10 protein-coding genes are annotated in these 16,374 nt (G+C 47.6%); 6 read left to right on the top strand and 4 right to left on the bottom strand.

The genetic code is table 11. The features are described 5' to 3' along the window. The first annotated feature begins 23 nt into the window (after positions 1 to 23). The 6 genes from QME03_RS03115 to bglX all read left to right on the top strand — a co-directional run bounded on the left by QME03_RS03115 (position 24) and on the right by bglX (position 13,471). Positions 24 to 2,909: a SusC/RagA family TonB-linked outer membrane protein gene (locus QME03_RS03115; protein WP_281723433.1), complete on the top strand. Its 2,886-nt coding sequence runs from the start codon at positions 24 to 26 to the stop codon at positions 2,907 to 2,909. Between the two features lie 40 nt (positions 2,910 to 2,949). Further along, positions 2,950 to 4,644 (top strand): RagB/SusD family nutrient uptake outer membrane protein, encoded by a 1,695-nt coding sequence (locus QME03_RS03110; RefSeq protein ID WP_110370200.1) that lies wholly within the window; start codon positions 2,950 to 2,952, stop codon positions 4,642 to 4,644. 283 nt (positions 4,645 to 4,927) lie between these two features. Beyond that, on the top strand, positions 4,928 to 6,949 hold the full coding sequence (locus QME03_RS03105; RefSeq protein WP_281723432.1) for a SusF/SusE family carbohydrate-binding protein: 2,022 nt from the start codon (positions 4,928 to 4,930) through the stop codon (positions 6,947 to 6,949). A gap of 120 nt (positions 6,950 to 7,069) precedes the next feature. Continuing rightward, a complete protein-coding gene (locus tag QME03_RS03100) occupies positions 7,070 to 8,593 on the top strand; it encodes a glycoside hydrolase family 16 protein (protein ID WP_281723431.1) in 1,524 nt (507 codons plus the stop codon). Further along, a complete protein-coding gene (locus tag QME03_RS03095) occupies positions 8,590 to 11,139 on the top strand; it encodes a glycoside hydrolase family 2 TIM barrel-domain containing protein (protein WP_410521751.1) in 2,550 nt (849 codons plus the stop codon). The genes QME03_RS03100 and QME03_RS03095 overlap by 4 nt, the downstream gene beginning before the upstream one ends. A 49-nt stretch (positions 11,140 to 11,188) precedes the next feature. Further along, positions 11,189 to 13,471, top strand: coding sequence for a beta-glucosidase BglX (gene bglX / locus QME03_RS03090; RefSeq protein ID WP_281723430.1), 2,283 nt, complete (start codon positions 11,189 to 11,191; stop codon positions 13,469 to 13,471). Positions 13,472 to 14,173: 702 nt separating this feature from the next. On the opposite strand, the gene QME03_RS03085 is transcribed toward bglX, so the two are convergent. The 4 genes from QME03_RS03085 to QME03_RS03070 all read right to left on the bottom strand — a co-directional run bounded on the left by QME03_RS03085 (position 14,174) and on the right by QME03_RS03070 (position 16,366). Beyond that, entirely contained in the window at positions 14,174 to 14,365 is a 192-nt protein-coding gene (locus tag QME03_RS03085) for a hypothetical protein (RefSeq protein WP_281723429.1), read from the bottom strand. A gap of 577 nt (positions 14,366 to 14,942) precedes the next feature. Continuing rightward, a complete protein-coding gene (locus QME03_RS03080; protein WP_281723428.1) occupies positions 14,943 to 15,155 on the bottom strand; it encodes a PspC domain-containing protein in 213 nt (70 codons plus the stop codon). A gap of 34 nt (positions 15,156 to 15,189) precedes the next feature. After that, positions 15,190 to 15,666 (bottom strand): phosphohydrolase, encoded by a 477-nt coding sequence (locus QME03_RS03075; protein WP_281723427.1) that lies wholly within the window; start codon positions 15,664 to 15,666, stop codon positions 15,190 to 15,192. Positions 15,667 to 15,721: 55 nt separating this feature from the next. Then, a complete protein-coding gene (locus QME03_RS03070) occupies positions 15,722 to 16,366 on the bottom strand; it encodes a trimeric intracellular cation channel family protein (protein ID WP_025815735.1) in 645 nt (214 codons plus the stop codon). Positions 16,367 to 16,374 lie beyond the last annotated feature (8 nt).

Genomic DNA, 16,374 nt, shown 5'->3' with positions numbered 1-16,374 from the left:
CACATCCAAACTGAAAAACAACTATGATAAGAAGATATTTCAGCCTGATAATGGCTTGCTCACTGTTGCCAATAGGACTTATGGCAAAGCCACAAAGCGAAACCGACAAGGTGGAGAAGAAAGAAACAGGCAACCTAGAAGGCCAAGGGCATAGCAACACCGTGGGCTATGTGAGCAACGTTAGCCATGTGGCCTATGGCAAACAAGACGCTTGGAAAACGTCGGCGGCTATGTCTACCGTTGGCGGAGAACAACTAATGCGCATCACTTCGCCCACTGTGGGCAATGCTCTTAAAGGATTGTTACCTGGACTTACTGTGCTGCAGCAGGCCGACGAACCCGGATACGACTTCTACATGCAAAACATGTATGCCCGCGGACTAAGTTCTTTTGTTGGCGGACAGCAGATGCTGGTGTTCGTTGACGGCTTCGAAGCACCGCTCGACTATATCTCGGCCGAAGAGATTGAAAGCGTCTCGCTGCTTAAAGATGCTGCAGCGTTGGCACTGTATGGCGCTCGTGGTGCCAATGGTGTGCTGCTTGTAACCACAAAGAAGGGTAGGGTGGCTCCTCCCTCTATCTCTTTCAGGGTGCAAACGGGCTTGCAAATGCCTACATCCACCCTGCAACCACTGGGAAGCTACGACTATGCTCGTCTTTACAATCAGGCATTAGCCAACGATGGCTTGGCAGCACGATATACCGACGATGCTTTGACAGCCTACCAAAATGGTAGCGACCCTTATCTTTACCCCAATGTGGACTGGAGAAAGCAGTTGCTACGCAGCTCGGCACCACTAACCATGGCCGAAATGACGTTCCGCGGTGGTAGTTCGGCCATACGTTATTATGTAATGGCTGGTCTTTTGCACAACGGTGGTCTATATGCAGGCACCGACCGTAAGCAAAAAGAGAATGCTAATGCCACCTATTCGCGTTACAACTTCAGAGCAAATCTCGATGTTAATGTGCTTCCCGAACTAACAGCTTCGCTATATAGCGGTGTGAGCATTGGCGACCAAAGTACACCAGGCGGTGGAATAAGCGCAGGACAGATAATTCGTTCTATGTGGACAACACCTCCTAACGCCTTCCCCGTTTACAACCCTAATGGCAGCTACGGCGGAACAAGCAACTACACCAACCCTGTTGGCAATGTACTCGGACGTGGTTTGTATGAAGAAAACGCCCGTTCAATGCAAGTAATATTTAAGTTGAACTACGATTTCGATAAGCTGGTGAAGGGACTTAGCGCCAATGTAGCAGTGGGATATAACAACTATGTGGCCGAGAGTTCGCAGAAAAAACGCAACTATGCGCGCTATTCAATAGCGCAAACTGGCCTAGACGCCAACAATATGCCCGTGTATCAGTACACCCAATATGGAGCAAACGAACCTTTGCAAAGCGTAGAAGGCTTTAGAACCGACTTTACGCGCGCCAATCTAAGGGCACAAATTGCTTACGGCAACACCTTTGGACGTCACGGAGTGGACGCTATGGCCATGTTCGTCTCTGATATATATAAGGTGTATGGCATGCGTGATGACGAACGTTATCTTAATTGGGCCGGTCGTGCAACCTATAATTACAACAAAACTTATGTGGCCGAGGTGGTTGCTTCGTATATGGGAACCGACAATTTCTCGCCCAATCATCGTTTTGGCTTCTTCCCTGCTGCTTCGTTGGCATGGGTTATCAGCAACGAAAGCTTTATGCAGAATGCCGAATGGGCCAACTATATGAAGCTGAGAACATCGTATGGTAAGGTGGGAAACAACCAAACCAAGGCTAGATATATCTTTGATGCCACCTACGACTATAACGGAGGCTACCTCTTTGGTACTACCGATAATGGCTCTGGCGGATTTCGCGAGGCCACATTGGCTAATCCTGAAATGAGATGGGAAGACAAAACCATCTTTAACCTAGGCTTCGATGCCAACCTCTTTAATTGTCTTTCGCTTTCGGCCGATGTGTTTAACGAGGTGCAATCGGGCATCCTTACCCGTCCTTACTCGAAAGTACCAGGATTCGTAGGTGCTTCGTGGGGTGGTATTTTGCCAATGGCCAACATCGGACGCGTAGAAAATAAGGGCTTCGAGTTCTCTGCACGTTATGATAAAACGTTGCAAAATCAATTCTCTTATTATGCTGAAGGAGGTGTGTGGTTTGCTAAAAGTAAGGTTACTGAACAGGGAGAAGACCTGAAAACCGAACCTTATCTCTACCAAAAAGGCCATCTTGTGTGGCAACCCATTATGCTTGTGGCTGATGGACTGTATCAAGAAAGCGACTTCGAGGCCGATGGAACGCTTAAGGCTGGATTGCCTGTGCCACAATTTGGCCACGTTGCACCTGGCGATATCAAGTATGTTGACCAAAACCACGATAACATTATCAATGGCAACGATGCCTATCCTGTGGGCAATTCCACTGTTCCACAATGGAACTACATGCTAGGTTTGGGTTGTAAATGGAATGGATTTAACCTTGATGTGATGTTCCAAGGTGTAGCCAAACGCGATATCTACCTCAGTGGCCCCGCTGTTTACTCGTTTAAAGACAATGGCACTGCATCGCCCTTGGCACTTGACAGCTGGACGAAGGAGAACCCAACGGCTAGTTATCCACGCCTGTCTACGGTGAACTTCGACAACAATTACCGCTCGTCTACCTTCTGGAAACGCAACGGAAGCTTCTTGCGCTTGCGCAATATACAGCTGGGTTACACCCTACCAAACCGTTTGACAAATGCCATTAGATTGAGCAACGTTTACATTTATGCCAATGCCACAAATGTGTTTACCATCGACGCACTGCACGAATTGGGCGATGCCGAAGCAGGTAACTTGTACAACTATCCGCTGATGCGCACCTTGAGCCTTGGCGTTAAAGTGGCATTCTAAATGCACGAATATTCTATAAATTCCTAAAAACAGCAATTCTATGAGTAAAAGCATCATTAAACATGCCTTTGTTGCCCTTTGCTTGGGTGGTGGCATGTCGCTCGTATCGTGCAGTGGCTTCCTAGATAGGGAGTCTAACTCGTACATCGACAAGAATATGACCTTTTCTTCTTATATTCGCACACAGCAATATCTCACCAATATATATACCTTGTTACCCGAAGGACTCACGCGCATGGATGGCAATGCCATGTTCGATGGCGTTACCGACGATGCAGAATTTGCTCTGCAAACAGGCGATATGCAAAGTATTAACACGGGTTCGTGGGATGCAACTACCAATCCCGACAACCCTTGGGAACGGTGTTATATGGGTATTCGCATGGCTTGCGAACTGATGGAGAATGCAGATAAAGTGGATTTAGAGACCTATAGGCTCGACCCAAAACTAAGAACCGAATATGCCAACCGTAAAAAAGATATTCGTATTTGGAAGGCTGAAGCTCGTTTTTTGCGTGCCTTCTTCCATTTCGAACTGCTAAAACGTTTCGGTCCTGTGCCCATCGTGACAACGTCGCTCAATATTAACGACGATTACAGTAATGTAACGCGCCCCACAATGGACGAGTGTGTGAACTTTATTGTTAATGAGTGCAACGCTGCAGCCGACTCCTTAGAGCTGCAACCCTGGCGCGATAACACCGCATTGGGCCATGCCACTAAGGGCGCTGCATTGGCTTTAAAGAGCCGTGTGTTGCTCTATGCAGCCAGTCCTTTGTATCTTGACTACGAAAACCTGGACGAAACACACCGCCCAACCAATGCCGCCAAGTGGGAACAAGCTGCTAAGGCTGCTAAAGCAGTTATTGACTTAAACGTTTATTCGCTTTCGAACAATTATGTGCAACTGTTCCATAACCAGTTCCAAGATGCTGAATACATCTTCTTGCGTCGCTATGCGGTGTCGGATAATCTCGAAAAAGCTAATTTCCCTGTTAGCTTTGGTGGAACTGGTGGCACCAATCCCTCGGTTAACTTGCTGGATGCATATGAGATGACAGATGGTTCTGACTTCTCGTGGAGCAACGCTGCACAGGCTGCAAACCCCTATGCCGACCGTGATAGTAGAATGGATGCCACGTTCCTCTTTAACGAACAAACTTTCCACAATGGTAAAGTTGAAAGCTATATCGGAGGTAAAGATGGATTGTATCAAACCAATGCCACTACAACTGGACACTATCTGCGTAAGTATCTCAACGAGTCGGTGAACATTCAGACTGGCGGAGGAAAGCTGGGACATACATTCCCCTACTTCCGATTGGCCGAAATCTACTTGAATTATGCTGAGGCGCTAAACGAATATGCACCTGGCAATCCCGACATCGAACGCTATGTGAACCTAGTTCGCGAACGTTCTGACCAGCCTGCATTGCCCAACGGACTTACGCAAGACGAGATGCGCGAACGCATTAGACGCGAACGGCGTGTGGAATTGGCTTTCGAAGAACATCGTGCTTGGGACGTTAGACGCTGGAAAGTGGCTTCGTCTACACTGGGTGCTCCGCTAAAGGGTATGCGTATAGAGCGTGATAACACGCAGGCAACGCCCACTTACACCTATACTCCCTATGTGGTGGAGCAGCGTGTGTTCCAACCTAAGATGTATTGGTATCCCATTCCACAGTCTGAACTGCTCAAACTCAAAGGCTGGAAACAAAACCCTCAATGGTGATTGGGTGTTTAACTTGGTTGAACAGATGGCAGAACTCTTGTTGCAAAACATGTTATACACTCGACGTTGCGTAATTTATACGAACCGCGAACGTTTATAAGAGAAGTAGTTGAGCAATAAACTCTGGGCGAAACAAATGCATAAGCGTAAAGCATGTGTAAACAATAGAAACGCTTAAGCATAGAACTTGCTCACCACGATATTGCTTTGTTCTGCATCTGTTCAGCTAGTTAGCTCTAACGCTCATCAACAAATAGAACACAAAACGAAATAAGATAAAGTCATGATAAAGCTAAAACATACACTGCTAGCCGCACTTCTGCCGTTGGTGGCAAGCTGCGTAGACAATAATATAGGGTTCGACCCCGTTGAAAACGTTCCTGCTGGCGTTTACGTCTCTGGCTCGTCTACCGAGTTTTCGCGACCCATCGCCACGGGTATGCTTGCGGCCAAGACCCACGAAAATATTCTTAGCCACAACGTTTGGCTATCAACAAATGGCGGATTGCGCATCGCCTATGTGGGCGACGACGGCCATCCTGTATATTATGGTGGAAAAATAACAGCCACCGATGCTGCTTCGGGTGTGATGCAATGCCAACTTGAAGAGGGCAACGACGAAATAAGCGTGCCTGCCGAAGGCCTTTACACCCTAGTGGTAAGTAAACAAACAAAGAAGTTAACCATCATTCCTGTGAAGTTTTTCGTGCAGGGAGAATTGGCTTTGAACGATAAGGGCGACCGCGTTTTGCCTCTGGCTAAGATGGAATACGACCATTTGCGCCACGTGGTGACATGGAGTAATGCCGACACCACACAGTTTGTGCTGCCCACCGAATACACTTTTGCCTTTGCTAATGCCAAACCTGTGGTGGTGAGTGATGACAATGAGGCCCTGGCCGACACCTTTGCCACTGTGCTAACGGGTACTGGTAAAAGTGTTCGTACCAATGTGCTTAATGCCAAGTACGCACCACTCACGGCTAATTCCGACGTAAATTTGCGTTTCACCCTTAAGGGACAGTATGCCATCAGTGTGCAATATAGCGTTCTCGACAAGGCTTTTACTGCTCGCGTTGGCGGTGAAGGCGTTGAAGCCACTGGTCTTTCCGAGCAACTTTATATGGCCGGTACTGGCGTTGGCGCATGGAACTCGCCCCAGATGGTAACCATGACGCCCGTGGGAGCTGCTGGTAACGGCGAATTTTGGTGCTTACGCTATGTTGAAGCTGGCAAAACCGTGGCCTTGTCTACATCGCCCGATGGTGCTAATTCTGTGTCTGCCTTTAGTAGTGTGGTGGGAGCCACCATCGATGGCAATGGTCAAGCCACAGTGTCGCAAACAGGTTTGTACCTTGTTTATGTTGATTTGAACCGCAAATTGCTCGCTTTTGAGAAACCTGAAGTGTATGGCACGGGCGAATGTTTTGGAGGGGGCGAAGTTAAGGCTGATATTGTTGGCGACAAATTGTCGTTGAACACTTCTAGCACTGGGGCTTTAAAGCTTTACGCCACATCTAAATATAATGCTCGCGATTGGAATACGATGCTCTTAACCATCAACAATGGCAAGCTTGTTTATCCTGGATTGAACACGAACAACGTGCCTGCTGTGCCTGTTGCTAAACAAACAACGGTGAACTTGAACGTTGCTGAGGGCAGCGCAGACTTTGGTGACCCCACACCCGAGAACAAACTCCCTGGTAGTGTAGACAACCTTTACCTCACGGGAGACGCTTTTGGTGGCTGGAATTGGGCTTCGCCTGGCGTTGTTAGTCTTGAAAATGGCTATGCAGGAAAGTCGCGTTGGTTCTATATTGCTTACCTCAAGGCTGGCACTGGCGTGCAATTTAGCGACGAGAAGGCTTTCGGAAACGGCAATTTTGCTACTCTTGCCACTTCTACTGGCTTCACTGTGCAAAACAATCGCGCCATTGTGGCTAACGATGGTATATATATGATATACGTAGGACTTGATTCGCGCGAGGTGGCAATCGAGCCTGTTAAGCTTCAAGCATGGTCGGGAAGCAGCTCGGCCACCTTTACTGTCGACCCCGATGGTAAGAGTATGAGCGCCACTCTGCCCGAAACGGGGCGTATGAGAATGTATCCCAGCATCCCAACATTCAATCATGTCAAGAAGTTTGGCGACTGGAAACGCGAGGTTTACGTTGTTCCTGAGACGGGAGAGTTCCTTTATCGCAAGCAAGGCGACCCCGAACCTAATAAAGATTACGTATGGACGGCCGGCACGAAGATTACTATTAACTTCGAAACGATGAAGGCCACCATCGTTAAACCTTAAGCTTTTTGTTGCTGCTCGCCAGGCTTTGCCGTCGAAGGCAGATGGCTTGGCGAACTCTTCAAAGGCCTGATGTTCTTAAATATGGGCTTGACCTATGTTCTAAATCCAAAATAATAAATCATGAATAAGTATTTTCTTTTACCCATTTTGCTGTTGTCGCCTATCGTTATGGGCGCACAGGGCTTGCATAAGGGTGCTAACGGCTCTGTTCCTAAAGAAGAACAGCCTGCTGGTTGGACCTATTATGATGGCGACGAGTTTACTTCGCCTACGCTCAATCCCGCATATTGGTTTGTCTATGGTAGTGGTGAAGATAGAGCAGGTTGGAGTTATGGTTTTAATGCAGGGCAAGGTAGCGTGCAAAACTATCATGCAAGTCAGGTTACACTGTTGCCTGCTGGCAAGCCCGACTTTGTTCGTATCTCGGCACAAGTAGACAAACACACAACTGCTCCGCATGCTCCAGGCAAGCTTTGTTGGCGTTCGGGAGCATTGTCTAGCACGCATCCCTATCAATCAAATCCTCAAACGCACTATGTTGCTGAACCCAAGAAGTATTATCCTTTATATTCGCGCATCGAGATGAGGGCCAAAGTGCCTTACGAATATGGCGTTTGGATGGCTTTGTGGTTACGACATATCATGGGAGCAAGCATGTTTGAAATTGATTTGGAAGAGGTTTTCGTGAGCAGCGCCCGCAGATACCATCCAGGTAAATACATGGTTAACCAGAGTATTCATGGTAAAGATGTGGAGTGGGGCGAAACAGTGCATTATAACATCAACGACTCTGCCCACCGTATTCGCTCTGTCGATTTTAATCCTGGTGCCGACTACCATGTTTATGGCGTGCAGGTAGACAAGCAAACCAATCGCAATGGTATTGTGGTTACTTTCCTTCTTGATGGCAAAGTGCGCTCTGTTTGGCAGTCTACTAGTAAGTTCGAAAGTTTACTCAAACCCGAAAACATGCCTAAAGGCGAAGACCAAGTATGGGATTTAGCTATTACTGGGCAGATGGGTGGCAAATATCTGGGCGTTAGTTATCCCGAAGACAATCCTGAATTGAAGGGAAAGCGTTTTAACCAAAACACCAAATATCATCTCGACCTTGATTGGGTGCGTGTGTATAAGCGTGCCAACAGACCCATTTGGTTTGGCGAAGTGCCTTCGGTAGACCTGCAACAAGTTACATCGCCCAATGTTCAAGTGGCGTTGGATGCAAGCAGTTTTGCCAAACTTAACGAGAAAGACGCGCTTGTGCTCGATATCGAGACTTTTGGTTCGTCGCCTTCGGTTACTTTATGCGATGCTCATGGCAACGAATTGGTTAAGCCTTCGTTCGCTTTGAAACAAGGTTCTACCCATGCTGTGTTTAACATTGGCAGCAAGGCAATGGTTGAACGTCTTCAAAAAGATGGCTGTGTGCTTCGTGCTCACAATGTGCGCCTCTTCATTGCTACGCTTAACACGCCTGCACAAACGGCTGTTGTCACGGCTGTGGATTTGCCTAAGGCCCAATCGCACAAGGCTTCAACAGGTGTTTATAGCGTTACAGGTGTGAAGGTTGCCGACACTCTTGAACATACCAAACTGCATTCGGGCGTTTATGTGGTTGACGGTAAAAAGGTGATTGTGAAATGATGCGGGCCCTCTTTCATTCTTTAGGGGGCCGCATTAGCTGTTTCTCGCTTCGTGCGGGGAGTTTGTGCCGAGCACTCTTGTTGTGCCTCGTGGCATGCTTGCCTATGGGCGGGCATGCCATGGAGCGCCAATTGTGGGATGCCCAATGGCGATTTGCATTGGCTGATAGTCCTGAGATGGCACAACTTTCCTACGACGACTCTGCTTGGCGTGTGCTTAACCTGCCCCACGATTGGGCTATCGAAGGCAATTTCTATGTTAAAAATCCCTCGGGTGCTGTTGGTGGCGCGCTGCCAGGTGGGGTTGGGTGGTATCGCAAGCGCCTAATGCTCACCGACAACAATGAGCATAGCCGATATGTGCTGCACTTCGATGGGGCGTTTATGAACACTTCGGTGTACGTAAATGGTAAGCTGGTGGGCATTAGGCCTTATGGTTTCATTGGTTTTGGATTTGATATCACGCCTTTTCTTAACAAAAAGGGCGAAAATGTCGTAGCTGTACGCATAGACAATGCACAGCAACCCAACTGCCGATGGTACACGGGATGCGGAATTTATAGGCATGTATACCTCTTGCGTAGCGATGAGGTTCGGCTTGCACAATGGGGCGTTCAGGTCTTACCCGTACTCAAAGGCCGTGGGGCTAACATTACACTCAACTCTACGATTGAAAGTTTTGCTACACAAGCTCGTAAGCTAAGTCTTAAGCAGATGGTTTACGATGCCGAGGGACGCTGCGTGGCCCAATCCACCACTCCTTGTGTGGCCCATGAGGGCAAAAACACGGTGAGCCAAAAGATAAAAATGACTAATGCCAAGCTGTGGTGGCCACATGCTCCTTATATATATAAGGTGGTGAGCCAACTTATTGATGGCAAAAAGGTGCTTGACCGCGACACCACCACCATGGGCTTGCGCAATATTGCCTTTGATGCCAAAAAGGGTTTCGCAATCAATGGCCGAAACACTAAGCTCAATGGCGTTTGCCTGCATGGCGACTTGGGGTGTCTAGGCTCTGCCATCAACGAGGATGCTTTGTACAGACAGTTGCGCATGATGAAGGATATGGGCGCTAATGCCATTCGCTGCTCGCACAATCCGCCTGCACCCGAGCTGCTGCACATGTGCGACACCATGGGACTGATGGTGATGGACGAGGCTTTCGACCAATGGCGAACTGGCAAAACTCAGTTCGACTACGCTTTGTTCTTCGATAAATGGGCCGAAAAAGACATCACTGATATGGTGCTTCGCGACAGAAACCACCCTAGTATTATTCTTTGGAGTATCGGAAACGAGGTGCTTGAGCAATGGAATACCGACAAAAACCAAGGGGTTGACCTCGACGATGTAAACATCTTACTTAATAACGCCCGCGACCCCTCGCGATTGGCAGATAATAAAGAACTTAGCGACAATTCTAAAATTACGCGATGGCTTGCCGATATTGTACGCCGTAACGACCCCTCGCGACTCATTACGGCGGGATGTAACGAAACTTCGCCCAACAACCATTTGTTTAAAAGTGGGGCGATAGACGTTATTGGCTTTAACTATCATAGTAAGCAGGTGGCTAAAGTACCCGAGAATTTCCCCGGCAAACCCTTCTTGTTGACCGAAAGTGTATCGGCTTTGCAAACGCGAGGCTTCTATGCCATGCCCAGCGACTCGATAAGACGACTGCCAGGTAAGCGCCGCCCGTTTATCGATACATCGTTTCTTTGCTCGTCTTACGATAACTCGTGCACTTCGTGGAGTGCCACTCACGAGGCTACTTGGGATGTGGTGAAACACACACCCTTCTGCTCGGGACAGTTTATTTGGACGGGTTTCGATTATATTGGCGAACCCACTCCCTTTAATTTCCCTGCTCGAAGCAGCTACTTTGGCATTGTAGACCTTGCCGGATTTCCTAAGGATGCCTATTATCTTTACCAAAGTGAGTGGACTAACAAAACGGTGTTGCATCTTTTCCCGCATTGGAACTGGATGCCTGGACAAACAATTGACCTGTGGTGTTATTATAACAACGCCGACGAGGTGGAACTGTTTGTTAACGGACAATCACGTGGCGTGAAACGAAAAGCCAACGAACACGAGTATCATGTGATGTGGCGCGAACGCTTCGAACCGGGAACGGTGCGCGTGGTGTCGAGAAAGGCTGGACGCCAAGTGGCCGAACGAACCGTCAACACGGCTGCACAACCTCACCATCTGCGACTTACGCCCAACCGTAAAACGCTTCTTGCTAATGGCCGAAGCTTGGTGTTTATTACCGTCGAAGTGGTGGATAAGGATGGAAACCTTTGTCCTTGGGCCGAAAACGAGGTGTTTTTCTCGCTCAATGGCCATGCCTCCATCGCTGGGGTTGACAATGGTAGCCCCTTCTCACTCGAACGATTTAAGGATAATCGCCGTAAGGCTTTCTTTGGAAAGTGCCTCGTGGTGGTGCAAGCTGGCAACGATGAGGGAGAAGTTAACCTAAAAGCAAAGTCCATTGGCCTTGAAGATGCCGAGTTAAAGTTAGAAATTAAAGCGAAATAATATCACAAAGGGTCTGCATTTCCCCATAACAAACAACAGATAACACAACATGAATTTAAAATTGCAATTACCACGTGCAACGATGCTGGCCATGCTCTTTATGGGTACGGCCTTAGTAACCAACGCCCAAAAGGCACGCCCCAAATTGCCTAAAAAGGCCATTGCCCAACAGAAAATAACGCAGCAGGCCACTGCCGAAGATAAGTTTGTGGCCGAACTGCTTAGCAAAATGACCCTCGATGAGAAGGTGGGACAGCTGTCGCAATACGTTGGCGGCTCGCTGTTAACGGGCCCTAAGAGTGGTGCTCTTAGCGATTCGCTCATGGCTAGGGGCATGGTGGGCTCGATATTGAATGTGGGTGGCGTGGCCAACTTGCGCCAATTGCAAGATAAAAACATGCGCCTCTCGCGACTTAAAATTCCTTTGCTCTTTGCTTTCGATGTTATTCATGGTTATAAAACCATTTTTCCCACACCTTTGGCCGAGTCGTGCTCGTGGGATTTAGACCTGATGTATCGCACTGCAAAGGCTGCTGCCATCGAGGCTTCGGCTTCGGGCATACACTGGACCTTTGCTCCGATGGTGGATTTGGCACGCGACCCTCGTTGGGGACGTATCGTTGAGGGTGCCGGCGAAGACCCTTTCTTGGGTTGTAAGGTGGCCGAGGCTCGTGTTAAAGGCTTTCAATGGAACTTGGGTAAACCCAATTCGGTGCTGGCTTGTGCCAAACATTTTGCTGCCTACGGCGCTCCGCAGGCTGGTCGCGACTATGCTTCGGTAGACCTCGCACCTTCTACGCTTGCTGAGATGTATTTGCCTCCTTATAAGGCTTGCATTGATGCTGGCGTGCAAACCTTTATGTCGGCCTTTAATGATGTTAATGGCGAACCGGCTTCGGGAAGTCATTGGCTTCTCACCCAGCTGCTTAGAGACCAGTGGAAGTTTAAGGGTTTTGTGGTGAGCGATTGGAATGCCGTGGTGCAACTCAAAACGCAAGGCGTGACGGCAGATGATAAAGGGGCGGCCATCATGGCGCTTAACGCTGGGCTCGACATGGATATGGTGGATGGACTCTACAACGAACACATTGCCGAGGCTGTGAAAAAGGGCTTGGTGAGCGAGGCCACAGTGAACGCTTCGGTTGAAAGAATACTCAGACAGAAATATCGTTTAGGCTTGTTTGATGATGCTTATGCCTTCCTTGACGAAGCGCGCGAGCAACAAACTGTTAAGTCGGCCGAACTGATGGCCTTGGCCCGCGAGGCTGCTACCAAGAGTATGGTGCTGTTAAAAAACAAAGATGCGCTGCTACCTTTGTCTAAAAACATCAAACGCATTGCCGTTGTTGGTCCTTTGGCTGATAATAGGGCTGAAGTGTTGGGCTCGTGGAAAGCTCGTGGCGAAGATGCCGACGTGATTACCGTGGTGCAGGGCTTGCGCAACAAACTGGGAACTGCCACCGAGGTGGTGTACGTTCGCGGTTGCGACTTCCTTGATACCAAAACCAACGAATTTGCGCAGGCACGCCAGGCTGCTGCTAATGCCGATGTGGTGATTGCTGTGGTGGGAGAGAAGGCTTTGATGAGTGGCGAGAGCCGTAGCCGTGCCTTCTTGTCGCTGCCTGGTTTGCAACAGCAACTTATCGATACGCTTAAAACGGCTGGTAAACCGCTTGTTACGGTGCTGATGAATGGCCGCCCACTCACCCTGGGCCATGTTAACGAGCAAACCGATGCACTGCTTGAGGCTTGGTTCCCTGGCACTCAATGTGGTAATGCTGTGGCCGATGTGCTTTTTGGCGACGTTAATCCTTCGGGTAAACTCACGGTTTCGTTCCCTTATGCCGAGGGACAAATTCCCAATCATTATAATTACAGACGCTCGGGCAGACCTGGCGACATGGAACAAACGTCTACTGTGCGCCATATCGACCTGAAAAATAAAAACCTTTTCCCCTTTGGTTACGGACTTAGTTACACTTCTTTTGCCTATGGCGCTGTTGAGTGTGCTTCGCGTTTTGATGCTAATGGCCACTTGAAGGTGGCTGTCAACGTAACGAATACGGGCGAAAGGGATGGCGAAGAGACGGTGCAATTGTATGTGGCTGATAAAGTGGCATCGATGGTTAGACCGGTTAAAGAACTGAAAGGCTTTAAAAAGGTGTCCATTAAGCGTGGCGAAACCCAACGCGTGGAGTTTGATTTACATGTACGCGACTTGGGTTTTTACACCAATAGCATGAAATATGTGGTTGAGCCGGGTGAATTTGAAATCATGGTTGGTCCTAATAGTGAAGAACTGAAGACTAAAACTGTGGTATGGGAAAAATAGTTGCCGCTTAAGTGCTTTTATTACCATTCAAGGCGAAAGCCCTATGGCTTGTTGCCTTGCATGATTTTGCACACCCTTAGCTACAAAGATTAAACCCAAATCAGTCTGCTTGTTGCAAAACGGGCAGACTGATTTTTTTGTATAGCTGCAATGGCATGTCTGTTGGACTGGGTTGTTGGTCGTTTCTTTGCGCTTTTTGGTTGGCTTTTTCCTGAGGTTGAATGCCTATCTTTGTGGTTGTTGGCACTGCTTATAGTATAATCCCCAATCGGTCTTTAGACCACAATGTTTCCACAATTCTTGTTTTTGTGTTGTTTCCTAACATCTTTTATTTTCTTGTCGGCATCTTGCCTGTCTTTGCAACTTGACGTAGCCCGCTACGCCTGCGCTACAAATACAGACAATATGCTCAACAATAAAACAAAATCTGTTTAGGCTCTCATGACCGATTGGGGATAATATCGTTGCTGCGATGTGTTAATTGAGTAAATATATTTTACAAAACATGATTTTCTGGCCGACCATTCTAGACGAAAAAAACTACTAAAACCTATATAAAACACCCCTGCGAGCGAAAAATGGAAGCACGTTTCAGCCCATTTTTCGCCCCGATTTTTGCTATTTACTATGTTTTTGCATTTCTATTTCACGAAAAGTTGCGCCAAATTGGTGTTCGCAACAACCCAAAAACAGTTCTTTTTCTTATCTTTTCGTTTTGTAATTTGCATCAAAACGCCTTGCATTTAGCAGCAAAACACCTTGCATTTTGCTGCAGATTGCACTGCGTTTTGCTGCTAAATGCAAGGTGTTTTGCTGCAAATTACGCTGTCGTTTTGATTTTTGCTTTATTGTTTTAGTAACAATATGCTTGTAAAATGCGCGTATATATGTCATAAAGACGATTTAAAGAGAGAATTTCTAACCGCATATAATAATAAAAGTTGTTGCTGATTAATTGCTACCTTGGCAGGGTATTTTATCCTTGATGAAGACCTTACAAGGGCTGTTTTTACCATAAAAATAAATAAATGGGTGTAAATCAGCTTGTTACAAACTTTTAAAATACGCGCGAAAATAAGCCCGACGGCAGAGAATTTTGCGCCGAGGGCATTCATAATGTTAAAAAACAGTGGAAATATTTTACAGTTTTGTAGGCTTTAAAAGGATGAAACAAGGGGCAAATAAATCCTTTCTAAAAGCCAAAATCTTAGGTGTTTATGGGTGGCAAGGCTAAGGGGTTAAGGTGTTGTCTTGCATAACAAGAGGCAATGTGCTCAATAAGATGCAAAATTTTAACGGCCCTAACTATCGATTTGGGTTAAAAAGAGGCCTAACCTTAAAAACATAACACCCATCTGTGGCAAACGTATGTAGAGTTTGTTGGCACAGATGGGGAGTGCTTTGCCAATAAGGGCAAGCACAGACGAACATTATTTAGAACTATTCCAGTTTACTTAAATAAGGCTTAAGCCTATTCGGGTTTGTCGAGGGTGAACTCTTCGCTAGGCACAACAAGCCAGGCAATGAGATAAACGAGCACACCCGAGAACGCGGTTGTTACGGTTGCGAGCGCATAAATAAGGCGTACCAATGTGACATCGAAGTCAAAATAATGTGCGATACCACCGCAAACGCCTGCAATTTTGCGGTCTCTTGAACGATATATTCCTTTTCCTATACTCATGATTTTTATGTTTTTGTTTTACTATTAGACTAAGTTAGGGACAAAAAAGTTGCAAATAGGCGTATTCTTTTTTATAACGTTCAAGGCGCGTAAGGTCTTTAGGCGAGGGATTGGGCAGTCTGCTAAGGTCCATGTTGTGTGTAAGGTCGTTTAGTTTCACGGCTGTTGCTAGGGCATTTTGTGCAATGCGCTGAATATAAGTTTCTCTATCGGGCGCATTGTGGTGATTGAGCAGCGTTAAGGCCGTGGTAATGTCGGCCCTATCTGTTGGCGAAAGCGATGCTCCGCAGATGTTTTCGAGCATGTCGACAACTTGGTTTACTGTGTGAGGTGTGTCTTCGCTGGCGTCGTGCAGATAGCCTACAACGCAGGCTTGCCATGTTTTTGCCATGGAGGCCACAGTGGAAAGGTGGCCCTCAAAATAATCAACGCCCGCTTTGTCGGTTTGATGGGTATGCAGCTGCCTTGCCAGTTGTGCAGCTGCAGCGCACCAAGGATTGTTTTCTTGCATAACGAGAGGTTTTTGGGGAGATAAAATTTGTGGCTTAAAAGCTATGTTAGTAAGTTTATTCCTTTATCTCTTCTTCGCGCAGAGTGGGCAAAGAGATGTGATAGCGCATAGCAAAGAAGCGCACAAGACAGATGAAAAGGAAGCAGATAACCACGATGAGGCCAACATCAATGCGCAAGGCGTAAAGTCCCCAATAGAGCAATCCGCCTGCTATGCTTGCCATGGCGTAAATCTCTTTGCGGAAGATGAGGGGCACATTGTTGAGCAACACATCGCGCACCACGCCACCAGCCGAACCCGTTATACAGCCCATGATGATGGCCACCCAAAAGGGATGGCCCAAAGCCAGGGTTTTTTGTAAGCCTGCAATGGTGAAAAGGGCCAGTCCGAGGGTGTCGAACACAAACCAAGCATTGTTAAGGCGTCTTACGTATTTGGCAAAAACGATGATGGAAAGCAGGGCTAGCACGGTGCAAATCATGTAGATAGAGGAGGTCATCCAAAAGGGGCGCACGCCCAACATTACATCGCGCATCGTACCGCCACCAATGGCCACGGCGATGCCGCATACCAATCCGCCAAACCAGTCTACCTGTTTGGCAGATGCATGGCGTATGCCTGATATGGCAAAAGCGAAAGTTCCTACTATCTCTATAATGGTTTGAACGGTTTGAACCAGTTCGGGGTCTCTGTATATCATTTCTTATA

This window comes from Hoylesella shahii, assembly GCF_937990675.1.
GTDB lineage: Bacteria > Bacteroidota > Bacteroidia > Bacteroidales > Bacteroidaceae > Prevotella > Prevotella shahii.
The sequence above is the reverse complement of the archived record's forward strand: the minus strand, read 5'-3'. Positions and strand labels throughout refer to the sequence as shown.

Bases quoted from the DNA above. Each gene is read 5' to 3' on its own strand.
- QME03_RS03115 (WP_281723433.1), top strand. From the start codon at position 24: ATGATAAGAAGATATTTCAGCCTGATAATGGCTTGCTCACTGTTGCCA.
- QME03_RS03110 (WP_110370200.1), top strand. From the start codon at position 2,950: ATGAGTAAAAGCATCATTAAACATGCCTTTGTTGCCCTTTGCTTGGGT.
- QME03_RS03105 (WP_281723432.1), top strand. From the start codon at position 4,928: ATGATAAAGCTAAAACATACACTGCTAGCCGCACTTCTGCCGTTGGTG.
- QME03_RS03100 (WP_281723431.1), top strand. From the start codon at position 7,070: ATGAATAAGTATTTTCTTTTACCCATTTTGCTGTTGTCGCCTATCGTT.
- QME03_RS03095 (WP_410521751.1), top strand. From the start codon at position 8,590: ATGATGCGGGCCCTCTTTCATTCTTTAGGGGGCCGCATTAGCTGTTTC.
- bglX (WP_281723430.1), top strand. From the start codon at position 11,189: ATGAATTTAAAATTGCAATTACCACGTGCAACGATGCTGGCCATGCTC.
- QME03_RS03085 (WP_281723429.1), bottom strand. From the start codon at position 14,365: ATGACATATATACGCGCATTTTACAAGCATATTGTTACTAAAACAATA.
- QME03_RS03080 (WP_281723428.1), bottom strand. From the start codon at position 15,155: ATGAGTATAGGAAAAGGAATATATCGTTCAAGAGACCGCAAAATTGCA.
- QME03_RS03075 (WP_281723427.1), bottom strand. From the start codon at position 15,666: ATGCAAGAAAACAATCCTTGGTGCGCTGCAGCTGCACAACTGGCAAGG.
- QME03_RS03070 (WP_025815735.1), bottom strand. From the start codon at position 16,366: ATGATATACAGAGACCCCGAACTGGTTCAAACCGTTCAAACCATTATA.